At 56.7% G+C, this 21,489-nt stretch carries 18 protein-coding genes; 8 read left to right on the top strand and 10 right to left on the bottom strand.

What is annotated here, in order from left to right; translation table 11 throughout:
* Positions 1-119: 119 nt before the first annotated feature.
* The gene (locus tag AAEO81_RS08995) at positions 120-1,454 is read right to left on the bottom strand and encodes a dicarboxylate/amino acid:cation symporter (protein WP_166597643.1); all 1,335 of its coding nucleotides are present in this window, start codon (positions 1,452-1,454) and stop codon (positions 120-122) included.
* A 345-nt stretch (positions 1,455-1,799) separates the two neighbouring features.
* Here AAEO81_RS08995 and AAEO81_RS08990 point away from each other — a divergent pair, with 345 nt between their 5' ends.
* Entirely contained in the window at positions 1,800-2,798 is a 999-nt protein-coding gene (locus AAEO81_RS08990; RefSeq protein ID WP_341962988.1) for an AraC family transcriptional regulator, read from the top strand.
* A gap of 168 nt (positions 2,799-2,966) precedes the next feature.
* Here the strand turns inward: AAEO81_RS08990 and AAEO81_RS08985 are convergent, their stop codons facing one another.
* The 3 genes from AAEO81_RS08985 to AAEO81_RS08975 are packed head-to-tail and all read right to left on the bottom strand — an operon-like array spanning position 2,967 to position 5,296.
* Entirely contained in the window at positions 2,967-4,310 is a 1,344-nt protein-coding gene (locus AAEO81_RS08985) for an ATP-binding protein (RefSeq protein ID WP_341962986.1), read from the bottom strand.
* Complete coding sequence (locus AAEO81_RS08980) at positions 4,307-4,984, bottom strand: response regulator transcription factor (RefSeq protein WP_341962984.1); 678 nt, start codon at positions 4,982-4,984, stop codon at positions 4,307-4,309. Before AAEO81_RS08980 ends, AAEO81_RS08985 begins: the two co-directional genes overlap by 4 nt.
* Positions 4,985-5,041: 57 nt before the next feature.
* The gene (locus AAEO81_RS08975) at positions 5,042-5,296 is read right to left on the bottom strand and encodes a hypothetical protein (RefSeq protein ID WP_341962982.1); all 255 of its coding nucleotides are present in this window, start codon (positions 5,294-5,296) and stop codon (positions 5,042-5,044) included.
* Positions 5,297-5,521: 225 nt separating this feature from the next.
* On the opposite strand from AAEO81_RS08975, the gene AAEO81_RS08970 reads away from it, so the two are divergent.
* Positions 5,522-6,328 (top strand): dienelactone hydrolase family protein, encoded by an 807-nt coding sequence (locus AAEO81_RS08970; protein ID WP_166597655.1) that lies wholly within the window; start codon positions 5,522-5,524, stop codon positions 6,326-6,328.
* Between the two features lie 196 nt (positions 6,329-6,524).
* Complete coding sequence (locus tag AAEO81_RS08965; protein ID WP_341964504.1) at positions 6,525-7,244, top strand: 4'-phosphopantetheinyl transferase; 720 nt, start codon at positions 6,525-6,527, stop codon at positions 7,242-7,244.
* A gap of 123 nt (positions 7,245-7,367) precedes the next feature.
* Here AAEO81_RS08965 and fhuF read toward each other — a convergent pair whose 3' ends face one another.
* The 3 genes from fhuF to AAEO81_RS08950 are packed head-to-tail and all read right to left on the bottom strand — an operon-like array spanning position 7,368 to position 10,455.
* Complete coding sequence (fhuF, locus tag AAEO81_RS08960; RefSeq protein ID WP_341962980.1) at positions 7,368-8,120, bottom strand: siderophore-iron reductase FhuF; 753 nt, start codon at positions 8,118-8,120, stop codon at positions 7,368-7,370.
* Positions 8,078-9,718: an ATP-binding protein gene (locus tag AAEO81_RS08955; RefSeq protein WP_341962979.1), complete on the bottom strand. Its 1,641-nt coding sequence runs from the start codon at positions 9,716-9,718 to the stop codon at positions 8,078-8,080. The genes fhuF and AAEO81_RS08955 overlap by 43 nt, the downstream gene beginning before the upstream one ends.
* Complete coding sequence (locus AAEO81_RS08950; RefSeq protein WP_341962978.1) at positions 9,715-10,455, bottom strand: response regulator; 741 nt, start codon at positions 10,453-10,455, stop codon at positions 9,715-9,717. Before AAEO81_RS08950 ends, AAEO81_RS08955 begins: the two co-directional genes overlap by 4 nt.
* Positions 10,456-11,283: 828 nt before the next feature.
* Between AAEO81_RS08950 and AAEO81_RS08945 the strand changes: the two genes are divergently transcribed.
* From AAEO81_RS08945 to AAEO81_RS08935, 3 genes are all read left to right on the top strand, one after another.
* On the top strand, positions 11,284-14,199 hold the full coding sequence (locus AAEO81_RS08945; protein ID WP_341962977.1) for a ribonucleoside-diphosphate reductase subunit alpha: 2,916 nt from the start codon (positions 11,284-11,286) through the stop codon (positions 14,197-14,199).
* 357 nt (positions 14,200-14,556) lie between these two features.
* On the top strand, positions 14,557-15,804 hold the full coding sequence (locus tag AAEO81_RS08940; RefSeq protein WP_341962976.1) for a ribonucleotide-diphosphate reductase subunit beta: 1,248 nt from the start codon (positions 14,557-14,559) through the stop codon (positions 15,802-15,804).
* A gap of 172 nt (positions 15,805-15,976) precedes the next feature.
* Positions 15,977-17,773 carry an ATP-binding protein gene (locus tag AAEO81_RS08935; protein ID WP_341962975.1) on the top strand — a complete coding sequence of 599 codons (1,797 nt, stop codon included), beginning with the start codon at positions 15,977-15,979 and terminating at the stop codon, positions 17,771-17,773.
* A 71-nt stretch (positions 17,774-17,844) separates the two neighbouring features.
* Here AAEO81_RS08935 and vsr read toward each other — a convergent pair whose 3' ends face one another.
* Positions 17,845-18,315: a DNA mismatch endonuclease Vsr gene (gene vsr, locus AAEO81_RS08930; RefSeq protein WP_341962974.1), complete on the bottom strand. Its 471-nt coding sequence runs from the start codon at positions 18,313-18,315 to the stop codon at positions 17,845-17,847.
* 69 nt (positions 18,316-18,384) lie between these two features.
* Positions 18,385-19,746: a DNA (cytosine-5-)-methyltransferase gene (gene dcm, locus AAEO81_RS08925; protein WP_341964503.1), complete on the bottom strand. Its 1,362-nt coding sequence runs from the start codon at positions 19,744-19,746 to the stop codon at positions 18,385-18,387.
* 305 nt (positions 19,747-20,051) lie between these two features.
* Here dcm and AAEO81_RS08920 point away from each other — a divergent pair, with 305 nt between their 5' ends.
* A complete protein-coding gene (locus AAEO81_RS08920) occupies positions 20,052-20,447 on the top strand; it encodes a hypothetical protein (RefSeq protein WP_341962973.1) in 396 nt (131 codons plus the stop codon).
* Between the two features lie 527 nt (positions 20,448-20,974).
* Positions 20,975-21,256, top strand: coding sequence for a hypothetical protein (locus tag AAEO81_RS08915; RefSeq protein WP_341962972.1), 282 nt, complete (start codon positions 20,975-20,977; stop codon positions 21,254-21,256).
* Here the strand turns inward: AAEO81_RS08915 and AAEO81_RS08910 are convergent.
* The gene (locus AAEO81_RS08910; protein WP_341962970.1) at positions 21,247-21,486 is read right to left on the bottom strand and encodes a hypothetical protein; all 240 of its coding nucleotides are present in this window, start codon (positions 21,484-21,486) and stop codon (positions 21,247-21,249) included. The two genes, AAEO81_RS08915 and AAEO81_RS08910, sit on opposite strands and share 10 nt — an antisense overlap.
* Between the last annotated feature and the right edge of the window lie 3 nt (positions 21,487-21,489).

The raw sequence follows: 21,489 nt of genomic DNA, 5'->3' as shown, positions 1-21,489 counted from the left end.
TCTCGCGAATGAATTCGCTCCTACGGGGATTGCGCATTATTTTGAATCGGTCATCCAACAAAAAGCCCGCCCCCGGTTTCCCGTGGGCGGGCTTTTCAGTCCAGCGCGAGGCTAATCGATTACGAACGGCCTACCGAAGCAGGGCCTTCGGCCACGCCCAGGTCGTCTTCAGGGCGGGTTTCTTCGATGGCACGGCCACCGGAAGCCAGCTCGGCCTGCATTTGCGGCACGTCCAGCTCTTTCACCCACTTGGCGACTACCAGGGTGGCAACCGCGTTACCCACCAGGTTGGTCAGTGCGCGGGCTTCGGACATGAAGCGGTCGATACCCAGGATCAGCGCCAGACCGGCCACCGGCAGGTGACCGACAGCCGACAGGGTCGCGGCCAGCACGATGAAGCCCGAACCGGTCACACCGGCAGCGCCTTTGGAGGACAGCAGCAGAACGGCCAGCAGGGTGATCTGGTGCGTGATGTCCATGTGGGTGTCAGTCGCTTGAGCGATGAACACGGCCGCCATGGTCAGGTAGATCGAAGTACCGTCCAGGTTGAACGAGTAGCCGGTGGGGATGACCAGACCCACGACGGACTTCTTCGCGCCCAGACGCTCCATCTTGATCAGCATGCGTGGCAGTGCGGACTCAGACGACGAAGTACCCAGCACGATCAGCAGCTCTTCGCGGATGTACTTGATCAGTTTCAGGACGCTGAAACCGTGTGCACGAGCGATGGCGCCCAGCACCACCAGCACGAACAGCAGGCACGTGATGTAGAAGCACAGCATCAGTTGGCCCAGTTGCACCAGCGAGCTCACACCGTAAGCGCCGATGGTGAAGGCCATGGCGCCCAGTGCACCCAGCGGGGCCAGCTTCATGATCATGTTGATGATGTTGAACATGACGTGAGCGAAGCGGTCGATGAAGTCCAGCACCGGCTTGCCGTAGGCACCCAGGCGATGCAGGGCGAAACCGAAGATCACCGAGAACATCAGCACTTGCAGGATATCGCCGTTGGCGAACGCGCCGACGATGGTGCCCGGAATCACGTTGAGCAGGAAGTTGACGACGGTCTGATCCTTACTCGCGGTCACGTAGGAAGCGATTTTCGACGCGTCCAGGGTGGCAGGGTCGATGTGCATGCCAGCGCCCGGCTGAACGACGTTGACCACGACCAGGCCGATGATCAGCGAGATGGTCGAAACGATCTCGAAGTACAGCAGCGCGTAACCGCCGGTCTTGCCCACGGATTTCATGCTCTGCATGCCAGCGATACCGCTGACGACGGTGCAGAAGATGATGGGGGCGATGACCATTTTGATCAGTTTGATGAACGCATCACCAAACGGTTTGAGCTGAACGGCAGTTTCGGGATACCAGTGACCGAGTGCGATACCAATGATGATTGCAACGATCACCTGGGCATACAGGGATTTGTAGATTGGCTGACGAGTCGTCATTGCAGTTTCCTCAAGAGCATCGCGCGTGTCATTCCTGATACACCGACGCCTAAAGTGCGAACCCACCTGCTCGGAGGGATTTGTTTTTGTCGAGCTGCGCGCGGCAGACCTCTGCGCCCTTTATCGCAATCACCGTGCCATCTTTCAAAAAATCACCGGAAGCCCCGAACGGCATGGACTGCTCGGTTAACGGTAGCCAACAATTCGATCCAGCGGTGGCGGATTTCCGCCCATTCCCGACAAAATAGCCCGGTCATTGGCGGGTATCCGCCTTGTGACATCCCTTTGCCACTCCCTACCATCGGCCATTCCTCCGTTCGCCACGTGAAGATCAACGGGCCTGTCATGCGCCATCGAACCATCGCCAGCCATTTCGCCCGCGCCGTGCTGCAAGGTGCCCAGCGCTATCAGCTCGATTGCGCGCCGATTCTCGAACAGGCGGGCATTCAGCCCGAACTGTTGAACGAGCCTCGGGCGCGGATCGCTCCGGAGCAGTTCGCACGTCTGATTCAACGGGTGTGGCGGGCGCTGGACGATGAATTCATGGGGTTTGGGCTCGCCCCGAGCAAACGCGGCACCTTTGCGATGATGTGCCACGCGGTGATTCACTGCCGCACGCTGGACAAGGCGCTGCAGCGGGGCTTCTTGTTTTATGGACTGTTTCCGGACGCCCCACGCTTGAGCCTGGAACGTGACGGCAACGGGGTCCGGTTGTGTCTGGACGACTCAAGCCTGCGCGACCCGGCGCACTTTCTCAGCGAGTCGCTGTTGGTCATCTGGCACCGGCTGGCGAGTTGGCTGATCGGGCAACGCATCCGGCTGGAACAGGCCACGTTCGCCTACCCCGCCCCCGCCCACAGCGCCGAATACGACCTGCTGTTCTATTGCCCGATCCAGTTCGATGCCCCGCAAACCGCGCTGACCTTTCACGCCCGCTACCTTGACCTGCCGCTGTTACAGGACGAGCGCACGCTGAAGCGCTTTCTCGAACGCTCCCCCGCTGACCTGCTGGCGCGGCCGGACGAGGGCGACAGCCTCAGCAGTCAGTTGCGAAGGTTGCTAAGCCGAGACTGCCATCGCTGGCCAGACCTGGAAACCGCCGCCGATCACCTGCACATCAGCCCCCAGACCCTGCGCCGCCACCTGCGCGAAGAAGGCACGAGCTTTCAGGGATTAAAGGACGAGTTGCGGCGGGACATGGCGATTTATCACCTGGGGCAGGCAGACCTTTCCCTGCAAGAGATCGCCGAGCAATTGGGCTTTTCCGAGCCGTCGGCGTTTCATCGTGCGTTCAAGAAGTGGACCGGGCTGACACCGGGGGCGTATCGCGCGCAGGGGGATTGAGGCCCCGCCTACCCCACTGTAGGAGGGTGGCTTGTCCCGCGCCGGCGACGAAGTCGTCGTAAAGCCGGTAGATGCGGCGTGTCAGGAATGCCCCGTCATCAGGGTTTACGACTGCTGCGCAGCCGGTCGCGGGACAAGCCACACTCCTGCAGGGGAGTCTGACGTGGCTCATATCGCAAACTGAATCCTGAACGCCGCGCCCCCCAGATCCGACTCCCCCAACGTCAACTGCGCGCCGTAGCTTTCAATGATGTCCTTGACCACCGCCAAACCGATCCCCTGCCCCGGATTCTGCCGGTCCAGCCGCTCACCGCGTTCCAGAATCCGTGCACGCTGGCTTTGCGGCACACCGGGACCGTCGTCTTCGATGAGCAAGACATCGCCCATCACAGACGGCTGCCAGCTCACCCGCACTTCGCCCAGGCACAGGCGATAGGCGTTTTCAAGCAGGTTGCCGAGCATTTCCAGCAACGCGCCTTCCTCCATTTGCACCTGGCTGTCGTCCGGCAAGTCAAACGTGACATTGACCCGCTTGTCGCGATAGACCTTCTCCAGCGTGTTGCACAAACTCTCGACCACAGGCTTCAAGGCCACGTGATGGCGTACCAAGCCGCTTTTGCGCAGGCTCGCGCGTTGCAATTGGTAGCCGATCTGCTGGCTCATGCGCTCGATCTGCGACTGCAAAATGCGCGCTTGCTCAAGGTCTTCCGGGCGCTTGGCGATGTTCTCGCTGACGCCCTGCAACACCGCCAGCGGCGTTTTAAGGCTGTGGGCCAAGTCACCGAGGGAGTCGCGGTAACGCGTGCGCTGCTCGCGCTCGCTGCGCAGCAGGCGGTTGAGAGAGCCGGTCAGGCGGAGCAGTTCGCTGGGGTGCTTTTCACTGAGACCTTCCCGCGAGCCCTCTTCGACCTGGTCCAGTTCCTGACTCATGCCCTTGAGCGCCCGGAGACTCCACGTCAGGCCGACCCACAACAAAATCAGCAACACCAACAGGGCGCCGCCAAAGCCCAGGTACAGCTTCTCGCGCAGGCCGGAAATGGTTTGTTGGTATTCGCGAACGGGCTGCACGGCCACGATGCTGTAGGCCGCGTTGCGCCCGCCGAGCAGCTTGATTTCCACGTCATACACGAAGAATTCCTCGCCATCCGCCTGACGGATCTTGGCGAACTCGGTGCCCAGCCCGTCATAGCGCGGCTGGTAGTCGATGGCTTCGTCTTCGGTGGCGCGAGAACGCCAGACCAGCTTGCCGGCCCGGTTATAGATGTACCCGAGCAAACGGCTGTCGGGCAGGCTGAATTGTTCGCCGGGAAGCAGCGTCGGCATCATCAGCCGATCGTCTTCGACCCGGGCCGCGGAAATCAGCGTCGTGACGTCCGACGCCAGGCGTTTCTCAATGGAGCTTTCGAGCGCCAGGCTGAAGGCGCTCTGTAACGCAGGCAACATCAACAGCATGAAGATGACCGCCAGGGTGGCGGCGGCCAGCATCAGCCGGACCCGGAGCGATCGAATCATCGACAGCGCTCAGTGAACAGGTAACCCAAGCCTCGTACGGTGTCGATAGGCTTGAAGCCGTCCGCGCCTTCGAGTTTGCGGCGCAGACGGCCGACCAGCACCTCGATCACGTTCGGGTCACGCTCGTCGTCGTCCGGGTACAACTGCTCCATCAGGCGCTCTTTCGGCACCACCTGCTGATGGTGGCGCATGAGGTATTCGAGAATCCGGTATTCGTAAGCGGTCAGCGCCAACGGCTGCTCGTCCATGGACGCCTGCTTGCGATTGAGGTCCAGCGTCAGCGGCCCGGCAATGATCGTCGACTGGGTGAAGCCGCTGGAACGGCGCAGCAAGGCGTTCATGCGTGCTTCCAACTCCTCGAATTGAAACGGCTTGACCACGTAGTCGTCAGCGCCTGCGGCCAGCCCTTCGACCTTGTCCTGCCAATTGCCGCGAGCGGTCAGAATCAGAATCGGAAAAGCTTTGTTCTGCGCGCGCAGCTGACGAATCAGGTCGAGCCCGCCTATGCCCGGCAGGCCAAGGTCGATCACCGCCAGATCGTGATTGAACTGCCCCGCTTGATACAGCGCCTCTTCAGCATTGCCCACTGCTTCGACCACGTGACCGCTTTCGGTCAGGCGGGTCTGCAAGTGATGGCGCAACAGGGCTTCATCTTCGACAACCAGCAGTTTCATGACGCACTCCCAGGCACATTCATACCTCTCGCTTGATGATCCTTGAACGCTGACGGCTTACAACCGGTGATGAGCGGGCAAATAATTGTCCGGCCCTTGAGTCAAGCTGGCCGACTGCGACGCGTAGGCCCCGCTTGTCGTCGGTGCGGCGACGGAGAGTTTAGCCGCGCTTGGCATCATTATCCCGCTCAGTTTCTTGCTGTTTCTCGCCGCGTCGGCACGGGAAACGTCGGCTCGGCCTTCAGTAGCGTGTGCGGCAGCGCTGCCACCCAGAAACGCCAGCGCCAGAAAGAGCTTGTTCATCGTCGGCATGTGCAGGTCCTCCGGCGCCAGGCGCCTTGGTGGGTACGGGGCCGAGAATACGCAGCAAGCGCTGAACCCCTCCTGAACACGTTCTGAACCTCGGCTGAACACATATGTACCGCACGGGGTCGGAACCTGTACGGCACAATCGTCTAGGCTCAACGCCAGGCGAAGCCCTCAAGATCAAGCCCTCTAAAAGGGGACACCCCCGAAAAGGAGAGAGACATGCGTTCCATGCGTTTACTGATGGCCCTCACGCTCATGTGCCTGGCTGGACTGGCCCAGGCCGAAGTGAAAACCCGCACCCTCGACTATCAGGCCGCCGACGGCACGAAGTTGGTGGGCTATTACGCTTACGACGACGCGATCAAGGGTCCGCGTCCGGGCATCGTGGTGGTGCATGAATGGTGGGGCCTGAACGATTACGCCAAGCGTCGCGCCCGCGATCTGGCCGTATTGGGCTACAGCGCCATGGCCATCGACATGTACGGCGAAGGCAAGAACACCGAACACCCGAAAGACGCCATGGCCTTCATGCAAGCCGCCACCGCAGACGCTGGCGCTTCGGCCAAGCGCTTCGACGCGGGCCTTGAGCAGTTGAAGAAGCAGCCTGAAACCAACCCGCAGAAAATCGCCGCCATCGGCTACTGCTTCGGTGGTGGCGTGGTGCTGGACGCGGCACGTCGTGGGGAACCCTTGGCCGCCGTCGTCAGTTTCCATGGCGCGCTGACCACCAAAAGCCCAGCCAAGGAAGGCGTGACCAAAACGCCGATGCTGATTGAGCACGGCAATGGCGACACCATGGTCACCCCGCAGAACGTCGCGGACTTCAAGAAGGAAATGGACGCCGCCAAGGCTGACTACAAATTCGTCGGCATCGACGGTGCCAAGCACGGCTTCACCAACCCCGACGCCGACAAGCTGAGCCACGGCGACCATGGCGGGCCGGACATCGGCTACAACCAGACCGCCGACATGAGCTCGTGGGCTGACATGAAGGCGTTCCTGAAAGAGCAGTTTGCGAAGAATTCGACGTTGTAAGCCGATCTGAGATTCGGATTGATTCTCGTCCCTGTGGGAGTGAGCTTGCTCGCGAAAGCGCCAGTGCAGTCAGTGATTTGGGGCAACTGGAATATCGTGTTCGTGACCAAGCTCATTCCCACAGGCTGATCTTTGCCATTGGGCTCAATGCCCAGTTCCCATGACAACCAAACGATCCCACGGCACAATGCCGCCCATGACGCCCAACCTCCCTGACTGCTGCCCTACCCTCACCGCTCACTGGCCGCTTCCATTTCCAGTGACCAACGCGGTTTTGGTCAGCACCCCATTCGACCCGCAAAAGCTCGTCGACGGCGACTTCCAGCGCTGCTTGATCGAACCACCCCCCAACATTCAACGCTCGGTCGCCAAACGTCAGACCGAATTTCTCGCGGGACGCCTCTGCGCACGGGAAGCGATGCGCCGCCTCGACGGTCGCCAACATGTGCCCTTGATTGGCGAAGATCGCGCCCCGATCTGGCCCAACGACCTGTGCGGCTCGATCACCCACGGCACCGGCTGGGCCGCCGCCGTCGTCGCGAACAAACAGCACTGGCGCGGGCTGGGCATGGACGTCGAACAGTTGATGACCACCGAGCGGGCCTCAAGACTCGCCGGGGAAATCCTCACCGCCGACGAACTGCAACGCATGGCCGCCGGCCCCGAACACCAGATCGCGCTGCACGTGACCTTGACCTTCTCCCTCAAGGAAGCGCTGTTCAAGGCGCTCTACCCCCTCGTGCTCAAGCGCTTCTATTTCGAAGACGCTGAATTGTTGGGCTGGACGGAAACGGGCACGGCCAGGCTGCGATTGAAGATCGATTTGTCGGAGGAGTGGCGCAGTGGCAAGGAACTCGACGCGCAGTTCAGCGTGGAGGGGGGGCAGTTGTTGAGTCTGGTGGCGATTGCCAATTGACCCCGTGATATCCCGGCGGATGTAAATCCCCCTGTGGGAGCGAATTTATTCGCGAAGCGGTGGATCTAGCGACACTGAGAGGTGATCTGAGCGAGCTTTCGCGAATGAATTCGCTCCCACAGGTCAACCCGCTGCGTCTGGTCGCCCTTGCAATGGACAATGCTCACACCGGCCCACCCATTCCACCCGGTAACTCAAACAACAACTGCGTCGCTGCCGAATCGGTTGTCCATCGGCCCCTTCTTTATAGGTAATGGTCTTGAACAGTGGATTGCGCGTCCCATCTGGCCGAAACCGCCGATTCAGCAAGCCATGACCGACCTCGGCAGCCGCAGCATCGACTTGCGCCAGTTGCCGCAGGCACGTCTCCAGACAATCCCCGGCACTGCTCCACAACACCGCCGATGCAAGGCTGCCATAGGCATTTAACCGCTCGATCACCTGTTGCAGGTTGTCCAGCAGCGGCGCGAATCGCTCGAAGGGATCTATGGAATCCGACGCCTGAAACGCCTCCCCTTCAAATCGAACCCCGTCGAGAAAACCCCGCTCATGCAGGGCAAACGCCAGATCATCCAGCGCCAATGACCAGCTCATCCCCTTCACCAGACTCGCCACTACCACGGGAGGAATCAACTGCATGGCGTAGAACTTGAACCACTGCGACACCAGCACCGGCAGCTTCTCGGGCATCAGCTCCGGGCCGTAGACCTGCATCAGCAGCCGATCCAGCGTCTCGTCGCACAACAACTCCGGCAGCGGAATCATAGGGCGCGCACTATCCTGCACCCAGGTTTTGCCGAATCCCGCGAAAGGCCCTTCAAAGATGTCCTGCGTCACACATCCCCCTGCTGGCGGGGCCAGGTCAGGCTGAAACACGCACCGCCCAACGCCTGACTGCGACCGATCAACGCCCGTCCACCGTGCCAATGCACGATGCGCCGCACGATCGACAGCCCCAACCCATGACCGCCCGAGGCCCTCGTCCGACTGTCGTCCAGGCGCATGAACGGCGTAAAAATCCGCTCCCATGCGGTTTCCGGGACACCGGGACCGTCGTCTTCAACATCGATGCGGCAACGCTCCTGGCTCAATTGAAAGCCGATACGCACCTCGGATTCAGCGTGACGCATCGCGTTGCTCACCAGATTCTGCAATGCCCGGTGCAGGTAACGCGGCTCAGCCTCGACCCAGGCTTCATCGCCTTCCAAAACGTCTTCGTTGACGGAAACACAAATCCCGCGCGACACCCGCACATTGGCGCGCAGCGGCGCTAGTTCGGTGATGACCTGATCAATCAAGGCTTCCAGGTCGACACGCTGAAAACTCAGGGTCGGCGAACCCTGCTCCAGCCGCGCATAGGTCAACATCTCGTCCACCAGTTTGTCGAGGTCCTGAATGTCGTTGTCCATCCCGACCATGTACTTGTGCCGCGCTTCCGGGGTGCTGGCATCGCTGATCATCTCCAGGCCGAAACGGAGGCGGGCCACCGGCGTGCGCAGCTCGTGAGACACGGCACGCACCAGTTCGCGCTGAATGGTCAATGAACGCTGCAAATGCTCGGCCATGCCGTTGAACGCCGAGGCCAGCCGCCCCACCGAGTCGGCGCCGGTTTCCGGCACGCGGGTTTCCAGGCTGCCCTGGGCGATCTGCGTGGCCGCCGCTTCCAGCCCTCGCAGACGACGCTCCAGCCGACGCACCAACAGGTACACCACCAAACCGATCAGACACAGCCCAAGGAATGCGATCAGCACCAGCAGCTCGGGCGGATAGGGATTCATCTGGTACAGCGGGCCAATTTCCAGCACCGACGGGGTTTCGCCAACGCCGGACAGGACCCGGATCGAATCGCCGCCCTTGCCCAGAGCCATCACCGTGTCGCCTTCGTCGATGCGCCGCCGCTGGTCGTCGTCCACGTCGGCCTTTTCCAGCTTGATCAGGTGCATGTCGAAGCCAAAGCCCTTGCTCACGCGCAGGGTTTCCAGGCGCACCGGCTGCTCATCGACGGGGAAACGCACCAATTCATCGAGCAGCAGAAAAATCGTCGCACGGGCCAGTTGCTCGCTGATCTGCTGCACCTCGCCGGTCAGCAACAACGCGCTGCCGGGTTTACCGGGTGCGCTGGGTTCGACTTCGCGAAACACCCGGGCGGCATGGGGGCCGGTCTGTTCGACCACCACTTGACCGCGGCTCAGACGATTGCGCGCCCCGCCGTCCAGATGTGCCTGCTCGGCGGTTTCCAGTTCGAGGGGAATGCCCAGCAAACGCTCCCACACCGCCAAGGCGCGGGTGCGTTCAATGCTGTCCATCGCCTTGAGGTTGTCCCCCATCAGGGTAAAAGTGCCGTGGGCCAGTTGTTCGCGGTATTGCTCGCTGCGCACCTTATTGGCCAGGTGCAACGTCAGCACACCCAGCAACGCGACCAGCACCAGGACGCCGAGCATGCCGCCGTAGATTCGCAGGAAGATCGAATTCATCGCTCGGCCCGGGCGAAGACGCTCATTTCTTTCGCCGCGTCCGGCACGAACAGGTAACCCTTGTTGCGCACGGTTTTGATCAGCCGTGGGTGAATGGGGTCGTCACCGATTCTGGGGCGGATTTTGGAGATGCGCACGTCGATGGAGCGGTCCTGCCCGTCATAACCGACGCCGCGCAGGGCGGTGAAGATTTCCTCGCGGGATAAAATGCGCCCGGCGTTGCTCACCAGTAGCCACAACAGGTCGAACTCTGCGCTGGTCAGCTCGATGCCGGTGCCGTTTAGCGAGGCTTCGCGCAGGGCGTTGTCCACGACCAAAGGACCGAAGGTTAGCCGCCGTGATTCTTGCGCAGGGGTGTCAGGCGTGTCGCTGCGCCGCAACAGCGCATGAATGCGCGCCAGCAACACACGGGGGTGCACGGGTTTGCAGACGAAATCATCGGCGCCCATATCCAGCCCCAACACCTGATCGCTGTCGTCGGTCCGGGCCGTCAGCATGAGGATCGGCCCGTCGTAGTCGGCGCGCACCTTGCGGCAAATGCTCAAGCCGTCTTCGCCGGGAAGCATGAGGTCGAGAATCACCAGATCCGGCTGCTCCTCGACGATCCGCCTCGCCGCCCGCGCGCCATCGCCCTCCAGGCTCACTTGCAGGCCATTGTTCTCAAGGTAATCGCGGGTCAATTCGGCCAGCCGAAGGTCATCCTCGACGATCAGCACCTGCCAGGGTTCTTGCTGCACGTTCCGTGTCTCCTGGGGTTGTTCTTATTAATAGAAGATCCGTTGGTCTCGCGTGGCGACAAATCATAGGGCGCGGTGGGCATCTGTAGGAGCGAATTTATTCGCGAGACGGTTTATCGACCGATGAATGTGGGTCGGCTGTACGCCGTCTCGCGAATGAATTCGCTCCTACAGAGGGGCCGCGGTGGCGACGTACAAAACCACCCTCGGATCGTCCTGGCTCCACACAGCGGCTGAGACAGAATTTGCACTCGCGCACAACCCGTAAAATTCTTTTTACTCGCGAAAAAACGGTGATCGGCAGCCCATCCCAGTGGCTACGCGGCCTACGCGGGATTTCCCCATATCCCACACAAATTACACACAGCTTTATCCACAGGTCATGTGTCTAGGATGCGTTGCAATTAGTGTCCGAAACGCATTATCTTGTACCCCGTCGCTGATCGAGACCCTACATGTAGGGTTTCACTGAAAAAACCAAACACAAGTGACCGAGAGATTTCAAGCATTTTTCTCGCGCCCGATGGGTTGAATTATCCCCGTTTCACCGCCTGACCGCTCACACGCGAATGGCAGACACCAGGCTTCATGATCTGCGCGTTACGGTACAAGTGTTGCAACATTAAACCAGCATTCTGCTTCAGATTTTCCGGGTGACGAGCCGTAGAGCCGCACCCTTTTCGGACTTCAAAGCCAGGGTCGGCGCTCCTTCAGCCTTCCCATTCGTTATGAAGTCATTGGGTCGACGTTTGTCGGTCAACTGCTTCAAGACGGAACGGTGGGCATGTGATTCATGCCCAATAAACATTAGAGAACGTGGAGACACCCATGCAAACAGACACAACTCGCGAGAACTCGCCGGCCATCGCGCCGCAGACAGGTGCGACCCAGCAGGACCTGTCCGCGACCGCACCGGGTCAGCTGCGTGTGATCAAGCGTAACGGCACTGTCGTTGCGTACACCGATGACAAGATCACCGTTGCCATCACCAAAGCGTTCCTCGCAGTTGAAGGTGGCACCGCCGCCGCGTCTTCGCGTATCCACGACACCGTTGCCCGTCTGACCGAACAAGTCACCGCGACCTTCAAACGTCGCATGCCTTCGGGCGGCACCATCCACATCGAAGAAATCCAGGATCAGGTAGAACTGGCGCTGATGCGCGCTGGCGAGCAAAAAGTGGCTCGCGACTACGTGATCTACCGTAACGACCGCTCCAAAGAGCGCGCTGGTCGTGGCGGCGATGCCCCGGTTCAGGCTCACCCCTCGATCCGCATCACTGCCAAAGACGGCAGCCTGGTGCCACTGGACATGGGCCGTCTGAACACCATCGTCACCGAAGCGTGTGAAGGCCTGGCGGAAGTCGATGCCAACCTGATTCAGAACGAAACCCTGAAAAACCTCTACGACGGCGTAGCGCTGACCGACGTCAACACCGCGCTGGTGATGACCGCGCGTACCCTCGTCGAGCGTGAGCCGAACTACTCGTTCGTGACCGCCCGCCTGCTGATGGACACCCTGCGTGCCGAAGGCCTGGGCTTCCTGGGCGTCGCCGAAAGCGCCACTCACCACGAAATGATCGACCTGTACGCCAAGGCCCTGCCGGCTTACGTCGCAAAAGGTATCGAGTTCGAACTGCTGAACCCTGTGCTGGCCGAATTCGACCTGGAGAAACTGGGCAAGGCGATCAACCACGAGCGTGACCAGCAATTCACCTACCTGGGCCTGCAAACCCTGTACGACCGTTACTTCATCCACAAGGATGGCGTGCGTTTCGAACTGCCGCAGATTTTCTTCATGCGCGTGGCCATGGGCCTGGCGATCGAAGAGAAAGCCCGTGAAGACCGCGCCATCGAGTTCTACAACCTGCTGTCGTCCTTCGACTACATGGCTTCGACCCCGACGCTGTTCAACGCCGGTACCCTGCGTCCACAGCTGTCGAGCTGCTACCTGACCACCGTTCCGGATGACCTGTCGGGCATTTACCACGCCATCCACGACAACGCCATGCTGTCCAAATTCGCAGGCGGTCTGGGCAACGACTGGACCCCGGTCCGCGCGCTGGGCTCGTACATCAAGGGCACCAACGGCAAATCCCAAGGCGTCGTGCCGTTCCTGAAAGTCGTGAACGACACCGCTGTGGCCGTGAACCAGGGTGGCAAGCGCAAGGGCGCTGTCTGTGCCTATCTGGAAACCTGGCACATGGACATCGAAGAGTTCATCGAGCTGCGCAAGAACACCGGTGATGATCGTCGTCGTACCCACGACATGAACACCGCCAACTGGATTCCTGACCTGTTCATGAAGCGCGTCTTCGACGACGGCAAATGGACCCTGTTCTCGCCTTCCGAAGTCCCGGACCTGCACGATCTGACCGGTAAAGCTTTCGAAGAGCGCTACGAGTACTACGAAGCGCTGACCGAGTACCCAGGCAAGGTCAAGCTGTTCAAGACCATCCAGGCCAAAGACCTGTGGCGCAAAATGCTGTCCATGCTGTTCGAAACCGGCCACCCGTGGCTGACCTTCAAAGACCCGTGCAACCTGCGTTCGCCGCAGCAACACGTCGGCGTGGTCCACAGCTCGAACCTGTGCACCGAGATCACCTTGAACACCAACAAGGATGAGATCGCGGTCTGCAACCTGGGCTCGATCAACCTGCCGAACCACATCGTCAACGGCAAGCTGGACAGCGAGAAGCTCAAGCGCACCATCGACGTTGCCGTTCGCATGCTCGATAACGTGATCGACATCAACTACTACTCCGTGCCGCAAGCCCGTAACTCGAACCTGCGCCACCGTCCGGTCGGACTGGGCATCATGGGCTTCCAGGACGCGCTGTACCTGCAACACATCGCTTACGGTTCGGACGCTGCCGTCGAATTCGCCGACCGCTCAATGGAAGCCGTCAGCTACTACGCGATCCAGGCTTCCTGTGATCTGGCGGACGAGCGCGGTGCCTACGAGACGTTCCAGGGTTCCCTGTGGTCCAAAGGCGTGCTGCCGCTGGATTCGCAACAGATCCTGATCGAAGCCCGTGGCCAGAAGTACATCGACGTCGACCTGAACGAAACTCTGGACTGGGCGCCAGTCCGTGCCCGCGTTCAGAAAGGCATCCGTAACTCGAACATCATGGCCATCGCACCGACCGCGACCATCGCCAACATCACTGGCGTTTCGCAGTCGATCGAACCGACCTACCAGAACCTGTACGTGAAATCGAACCTCTCGGGCGAATTCACCGTGATCAACCCGTACCTGGTTCGCGACCTGAAAGCCCGCGACCTGTGGGACTCGGTCATGATCAACGACCTCAAGTACTACGACGGTTCGGTGCAACAGATCGAGCGCATCCCGCAAGAGCTCAAAGACCTCTACGCGACAGCCTTCGAAGTGGACACCAAGTGGATCGTCGACGCGGCAAGCCGTCGTCAGAAGTGGATCGACCAGGCTCAGTCCCTGAACCTGTACATCGCTGGCGCATCCGGCAAGAAGCTGGACGTGACCTACCGCATGGCTTGGTACCGGGGTCTGAAAACCACCTACTACCTCCGTGCCCTGGCCGCGACCAGCACCGAGAAATCGACCATCAACACCGGCAAGCTGAACGCCGTTTCCAGCGGCGGCCACGGCCCGGACGACTCGGCGATCACCGCCCCACGTCCAGCCGAAGCAGCCCCGGCCGCCGGCCCGGCGCCAGTGCCAAAGGCCTGTGCCATTGACGAGCCGGATTGCGAGGCTTGCCAGTAAGGCAAATCGCGCTCCTTCTGTAGGAGCGCGCTTGCCCGCGAGCCAGACACCCTGGAGTCGCTGACACAACACATGTAGCAGTCCGGCTCGCCGGTGGCAGCGTCTTCAAAACCGCCACCACCCGCAAACCGGACCACTGCAAACGGCCCTGCACCGCACACCTGTAGGAGTGAGCTTGCTCGCGAATACGCCAGTCCATGCACCGGCGATTCCCGAATCGACACTCAAAAGAAGAAACACCGAGGGCCACCCCTCACCTATTCATGTTCTTTGCGTGCAACGCCTGATACGCAACCAACACTCAAGATCCACCCGGTCAGTCACTACTACTGACCCTCACGCAGGAGACTCATCGTCATGCTGAGCTGGGACGAATTCGACAAAGAAGACGCCGCTGAACCCGCCAAAGGCGCCAACGCTGGCCACGCTTCGGAAGCTGCCATGGACAAACTCGACAGCGCCGGTGGTGCTGCCGCTCGCGATGCACGCGCCGTCAGTGCCAACGACTCCGCTGCCATCGCCCGCGCCAAAGCCGCGCTGGACAAACTCGACATCGCCGAAGGTCTGGCTGAACTCGAAGGCTCCGCCGCGCGCGTTGCTGTCGACGAAAAGCGCATGATCAACTGCCGCGCCGACCTCAACCAACTCGTGCCTTTCAAGTACGACTGGGCCTGGCAGAAGTACCTCGACGGCTGCGCAAACCACTGGATGCCGCAAGAAGTCAACATGACCGCCGATATCGCCGTATGGCGTAACCCGGAAGGCCTGACCGACGACGAACGCCGCATCGTCATGCGCAACCTCGGCTTCTTCTCCACCGCCGACTCTCTGGTTGCCAACAACCTCGCGCTGGCCGTGTATCGCCTCATCACCAACCCTGAATGCCGCCAGTACATCCTGCGCCAGGCCTTCGAGGAAGCGATCCACACCCACGCCTACCAGTACTGCATCGAATCCCTGGGCATGGACGAAGGCGAGATCTTCAACATGTACCACGAGATCCCGTCAGTCGCGAAAAAAGCCGCCTGGGGCCTCAAATACACCCGCGCCATCTCCGACCCGGAATTCAACACCGGCACCGTCGAGACCGACAAAGAACTGCTGCGCAACCTGATCGCCTACTACTGCGTTCTGGAAGGCATCTTCTTCTACTGCGGCTTCACCCAAATCCTCTCCATGGGCCGCCGCAACAAAATGACCGGCGTCGCAGAACAGTTCCAATACATCCTGCGCGACGAATCCATGCACCTGAACTTCGGCATCGACGTGATCAACCAGATCAAAATCGAAAACCCACACCTATGGGACGCCGAACTGAAGGAAGAAGCCTCGCAAATGATCCTGCAAGGCACCCAGCTGGAGATCGAATACGCCCGCGACACCATGCCTCGTGGGGTGCTGGGTATGAATGCGGCGATGATGGAGGACTATCTGAAGTTCATCGCTAACCGTCGGTTGTCGCAGATTGGGTTGAAGGAGGAGTATCCAGGGACTACGAACCCGTTCCCTTGGATGAGCGAGATCATGGACTTGAAGAAAGAGAAGAACTTCTTTGAGACGCGAGTGATTGAGTATCAGACGGGTGGGGCTTTGAGCTGGGATTGATTACCCACAAATTATTCGCTACAACACTGAGCCAAGGGGAGGAATAATCCTCTTGGCTTTTTTGTAGATTGAATAACCACTACAGAAAGTGTTGACCGCCTTTCTAATAAATCATGATACATATGTGAACAACCAGCCCTTCCATCAAACACCCTAATTCGAGGCAAAGTAAATGGATTTCCTTAGCAATCGCAGCGACGTGGCTATCAGAAAAGAGATCCGAGGAATAAGAGATAGCTATCATCACTACTGGGATCTATTGGCTGAACTCTTGCAGAACTCTCGCGATGCTATCAGCAGAAAAAAACAAACCGGCGCGCTAGGCCCTTTTTTTATCCACCTTGAGATCGACTCCTCTAACAACAGTGTTTCAGCATTAGACAACGGCATTGGAATACCTAGCGAAAAGATACATGAAATGCTCGCCCCTGGAGGAGGGGACAAAGATGGGATTGGAAAGGAGGTGGGTGAGAAAGGAGTTGGGCTAACGTATGCTGTTTTCTCAGGAAACAATTTTTTAATTACAAGCCGAATCGCAGGTAAGGAAGCTTACGGCGGAAGCGTAGTCGCAGCACAGAATTGGCTCAATGACTATCCCGGCAGTAACAAACCATTCTTCTCAGCAGACCAAAACATTCAAGGTTTACCAGAAAAATACAGTGTAAATCTTAACATATCCAACGATACTCAATCCACATATCCACTCGACTCCTACACAAAAATTTCAGTGGGAAACATTACACCCAGTGATGATACAAGTATTTTCCACCTCACAGCTCAACAGCTAAAGGTCCTGATTCTAAGCCGCACCGCAGCTGGTGTAACTAGCCAGCTCTTTAACCCCGCGGAGGCGTTGGAGTTCGATTTCTATCTAACTACAAACCTACCGTCTGGCTCATCTACAGAAAAAATCGATAGTACCTATACTAAACCTCACGAACTAGTCACAGCTAGCAATAGAATCCCACTACAAACGGTTAGAGACGCGTTCGTAAGTAAGAACGATGCATCAGCTAAACGCAAGTATCTTGGCTCGAAGACCGTTTATGTATCTGAACGCCGGGCAATAGATGGCTGGTCTATTGACGTGTATGGCGTGATGTTCCCAGATAACGATACATTTAAACAATTATCGAAATCCACTTTAGCATTATGCTCTAGCGACGAGGATGAATCGGAAGGAGCCACTCTTTTCCAAAGCGGAATATTTGTTGGCACAAAGGGAATGCCTACGGGGATGAAAATTGAGCCCAAGCCAGGAGGTAGGTACCCAGCCTATTATAAGAGGTGTTTTTTCTTGGTAGAGTCATCAGATCTGAAATTTGATCTAGGAAGAAAGTCTCTACACTACAAATATGTGCGACGCCTCCAAGCAGCAGTATCAGAAGTATTCAGCAAATTCGAAGATATTGCTGTCTACCAAGGGGATGCAAGAGCGACACCTTCAGAAGCACAAAAAACGAGCATCCAGCGGAAGTTAGAACTTCAAGCGGAATGGGTTGCGGCGAAAGGCCTAGCAGACCTTAATGAATCACATATTCAGTATGCGAAAATCCCTAATAATCAGGAGGCAGCTGTCGCCGCTATATTTCACGAACTTTTGGGCGCAGGGGTAATTAAAGGATACCAAACACTGAAGACCGGCTATTCTGCGCGATATGATATGCATACCATATACACTTCACCTGACGGCCAAGTGGTAGACTCGATAATAGAATTCAAGCACAACTTGGACTCTTTGATCAAAGATCTTCAAGAAAAGCAGAAAAATTTCTCAGACATCAATTTACTGATCGCATGGGATGCTAATGAACAAGCGTTAAAAAACTCTGGATTTGACCTAGATTCAATAGCCGTAGGCTTTTTTTCAGGAGCAACTCATACACTTACAGTACCAGTTCCAGGGATAGACCCTATTGAAGTTATTCTTTTGCGAACGTTCTTTGATCGAAGAAAATCCTCAAGTTGAGATAAGCGATCTATTAGAGCGATCTAGACGACTATCTGGATCGCTCTACAGAAATCAATTTAAATCAACGCTTATTCACTGCCTCCAAGGGTATGCTCATCAATTTGAGCAAAACATCCGCTTCCATTCAACCATTTAACAATCAAATCAACAAGATTTGCTTCGTGGCCCTTCCTCATTAGTCTGGTAGCACACTCCCAGACTACCATCACACGCCACCCAGCCTCACTTAGCTCATCAATATGGAGTTGATCGCGCTGTTGGTTACTTTGAATCTTGGAGATCCAGAATTCACTTCTAGTCTTTGGAACTTTAAAATACCTACATGCGTGACCATGCCAAAAGCAACCATGTATAAATATGACCGCGCTATACTTCCGCAGCACTAAATCAGGTTTTCCAGGCAGATTATCGGCATGAATACGGAACCGTATGCCTCGGGAATGTAATCCTTTACGAACCAACACTTCAGGCAAAGTATTTTTAGCCTTAATGCCAGACATCATTTTAGATCGAATTGCAGCATCGACAATATCAGTCAAAACACTACACCTCGCTAGGGCAGTCGGGCATAAAAATGCCCGAACTGCATATAAATCGTATCAATACACTCAATTAGGCAGTGAAAACTCTAACTGATGTCTTTCATCAGATAATTTAGCTTTCGCAGCCAAGATTCGGTCTTTCATCAAATGTGCAACAGCTTCGAATACTGGCACGGCGACAGAATTCCCAAATTGCCTGTAGGCTTGAGTATCAGAAACAGGAATAATAAACTTACTTTCCCCCGGCTTATCGAAACCCATTAGTCTCGAGCACTCTTGAGGAGTAAGCCTTCTAGGCCTATGTAGCTGGTTGAACTCACCATTAAATTCAAGGCTTTCCACAAACCCTCTGTCAACTAAAATCTCAGAACCATCTTTATGGTATCTAGCGGAAAGCGTGCGAGCAATGTCATTTGCCCTAGTTAATCCAAACCCAAAGCCATTACCCTTCTTACGATGCTTTTCTGCATATTTATATAGATAGTCCCACAGCCCAGGAGTGAGAATGTATTTCGAATCATAACTCTCATCTAACAAATCCCCAAAACTAGGGCGATGACTTGGAATTAATTTCAAAACATCGCGCAAGGTAAATCCGCCGTGGACATTCAAATCACGACGGAATCCAACTAAAACAATACGCTCACGGTGCTGAGGAAGGAAATGTTTAGCATCTATAATTTTTGGATCGTTTCCTTTAGGCGCGTCAACATCTGCGACAGAATATCCTAACTCATCCAAAGCTTCACAAATTACTCGAAAGGTATTGCCCTTATCATGACTCTTAAGATTCTTTACATTTTCCAGCAGAAAAGCCGCAGGCCGTTTTGCTGCGATAATACGAGCAACGTCAAAAAATAATGTTCCTTGGGTTTCACATTCAAACCCATGCTTACGTCCGAGAGAATTTTTCTTTGAAACTCCAGCTAGCGAGAATGGCTGGCATGGAAAACCGGCGAGCAACACATCGTGATCTGGAATTTTCTGTTTAATATTTTGATATGCCTCTTCATCGCTAACACCCGGAGCATCCGATAACGTTATACTACGAATATCCTTATTGAATGTATGATTATTAGGGTCGCAGAAATGATTAGCTTTATAGGTTCTTACCGCATACGGATTCCATTCAGACGTAAACACACATTCACCCCCAATGGATTCAAATCCTTTCCTAATGCCGCCAATCCCTGCAAACAAATCAATGAATGTAAATAAGCTCTTATATTTTGGTCGTACGGGAAGTAGCGAATGCAGATATGTGTGCTCGCGATAATTCAAGCGCGGAGAGGCCTTCCCTTTCATCCAGCGATTTATTGTCTCACGGCAGTGCGATGACCCTATTTCTTTTAATTTAGCTGCTAATTGGCCTTGATCGTATATTTCAAGCAATTTTCGAATAAGCGCCATATCTTCGACGGGATGCATCTCGAACTCCGAAGATAGCTCAATGGCTGGGAAAAATTCAAGTGTAGGGGATTTTGTAGCGGACATGAATCCAGCGACCTCTGGGTCAAATCTGTGACGAATGGTCACCATTCTATCCCTATATCGTGAAATGTAAATCGTTCTTTTCTGAGCACCTGAGGTCTCCAAAATAGGATGGATCCAAAAAAAACAGACTGCCATCTTGAATTGAAGGCTGTATGCCACCATTTCCTAGGACGCCTACACTCCAACGACCCAAGTGGCAGGCCGAGCAGATCTCAATAGCGCAATCAAGGACAAACGCGATGTCAAAAAAAACGATAGTACTCAAACCCGCCTGCATTAAAACGCTTTCTGCGGTTGAAGCGCGTCCCGAGCGCTCCAACCAGCATGAATTCAACGGTGTGTCTGAGCTAAAAAAAATTTTTGGCCCCGAGCGTAGAGAGTTCTCTACGACGTTTTCGATCCGTGGCGAGGACATTTCTCAAGTGGCCAAGGCTACGTGGTATGACGCCCGTGAGAACCATGAGACCCGGTCTGAATACAGATTCTACTTTCAGGGCAACCAAGTGATGGATCAAGCAAGAGAAGATGACAATGTCATCATCGGTTTTGATAACGCAGGCTCGCTCCATTGCATCCTGATTCGAGCAAATACAAGCGAACATCGCCCTGGCATTAGTAGCTGGCAACCAATCTGATCTGGTCCACGTCAAGGGGAAGGCACGTCCCTTTCCCTCGCTCCTCCCGCAACGGACTAGGCTTCGGAAGCGTCCTACAACATCTGCTTTTGATACGTTGAGCGTCGGCACCTACCCTGCCTCGGCGCGTAAGAAACGCAGCAGAAACTCAAAAAGTAGCGGCCAGCCCGCTCCCAATAGATGCGGCTTTTTTGCGCCTGTGGCCCTCGCCTGCGCGTCGTAAAATCTCTGCTATGTCGGGATTGGGCTAATAAAAGACCCGTGAGGGGAATACGTCCGGCCCGTTTACTACTTTGGGGTTTCTTAGCTCCCGACACCCTTAGCCATGGAAGGCTATCAAGAAGAGATACGGACATTGCCAAGACCCTCTCCCCCACCACCTTCCACCGCCACAACCTCCCCCCCCCTACGCATCTTCTTCCTGGAATCCGAAGTCTGGTTCTGCGCCGGCGATCTCGGCCTTCTCAGGGGGCTGGCCGCTGAACGAGCGCACGACGCGCAAGCTGGATGTGGATCAGGGTCGGGTGGTGACGCTGGTCGATTGGCAAGGTGAAGAAGAGGCGTTGGTGGTGAGTGAGTCGTCGGTGTATGCGCTGTTGACGTATCACTCCAACCGGGAGGATCGGACGTTGCAGCGCTGGATTACCGATGAAGTGGTGCCGTGCCTGCAGGATGAGGTGCGAGTGGCGCCAGCGAGCGGAAGTCGCGTGAGCCTTGGTGGAGAATGGCGGTTCAGGTGCTGCGATGGGGATGAGATGTTAATCGCGCAACCCCTTTGCACTGCGCCGGGCGTCCAACGCTACCCGTAGTAAACCTTGTATTTCTCACAGTTGAAGAACAGTTCCAGGCCAATGCACCAAGCGACGACGAAGCCCCAGATGAAGAAGTCGTCTATGTGGGAATCGAGCGTGAAGGTCGCTGTGGCTCCAACGCTTATGAGGACAAGGCCAGTCCACTTTCGAGGGGATTTGTGAATGAGTTTTCGGTCGAGCAGGTAGTAGGCGGTGCAGGTTAGGAAGATTCCGAGGATGAAGAGCATCGG

It is taken from the genome of Pseudomonas sp. RC10 (assembly GCF_038397775.1).
Classification (GTDB): Bacteria; Pseudomonadota; Gammaproteobacteria; order Pseudomonadales; family Pseudomonadaceae; genus Aquipseudomonas; species Aquipseudomonas bambusae.
Note: the sequence above shows the minus strand (reverse complement) of the source record. Positions and strands in the feature narration are given on the sequence as shown.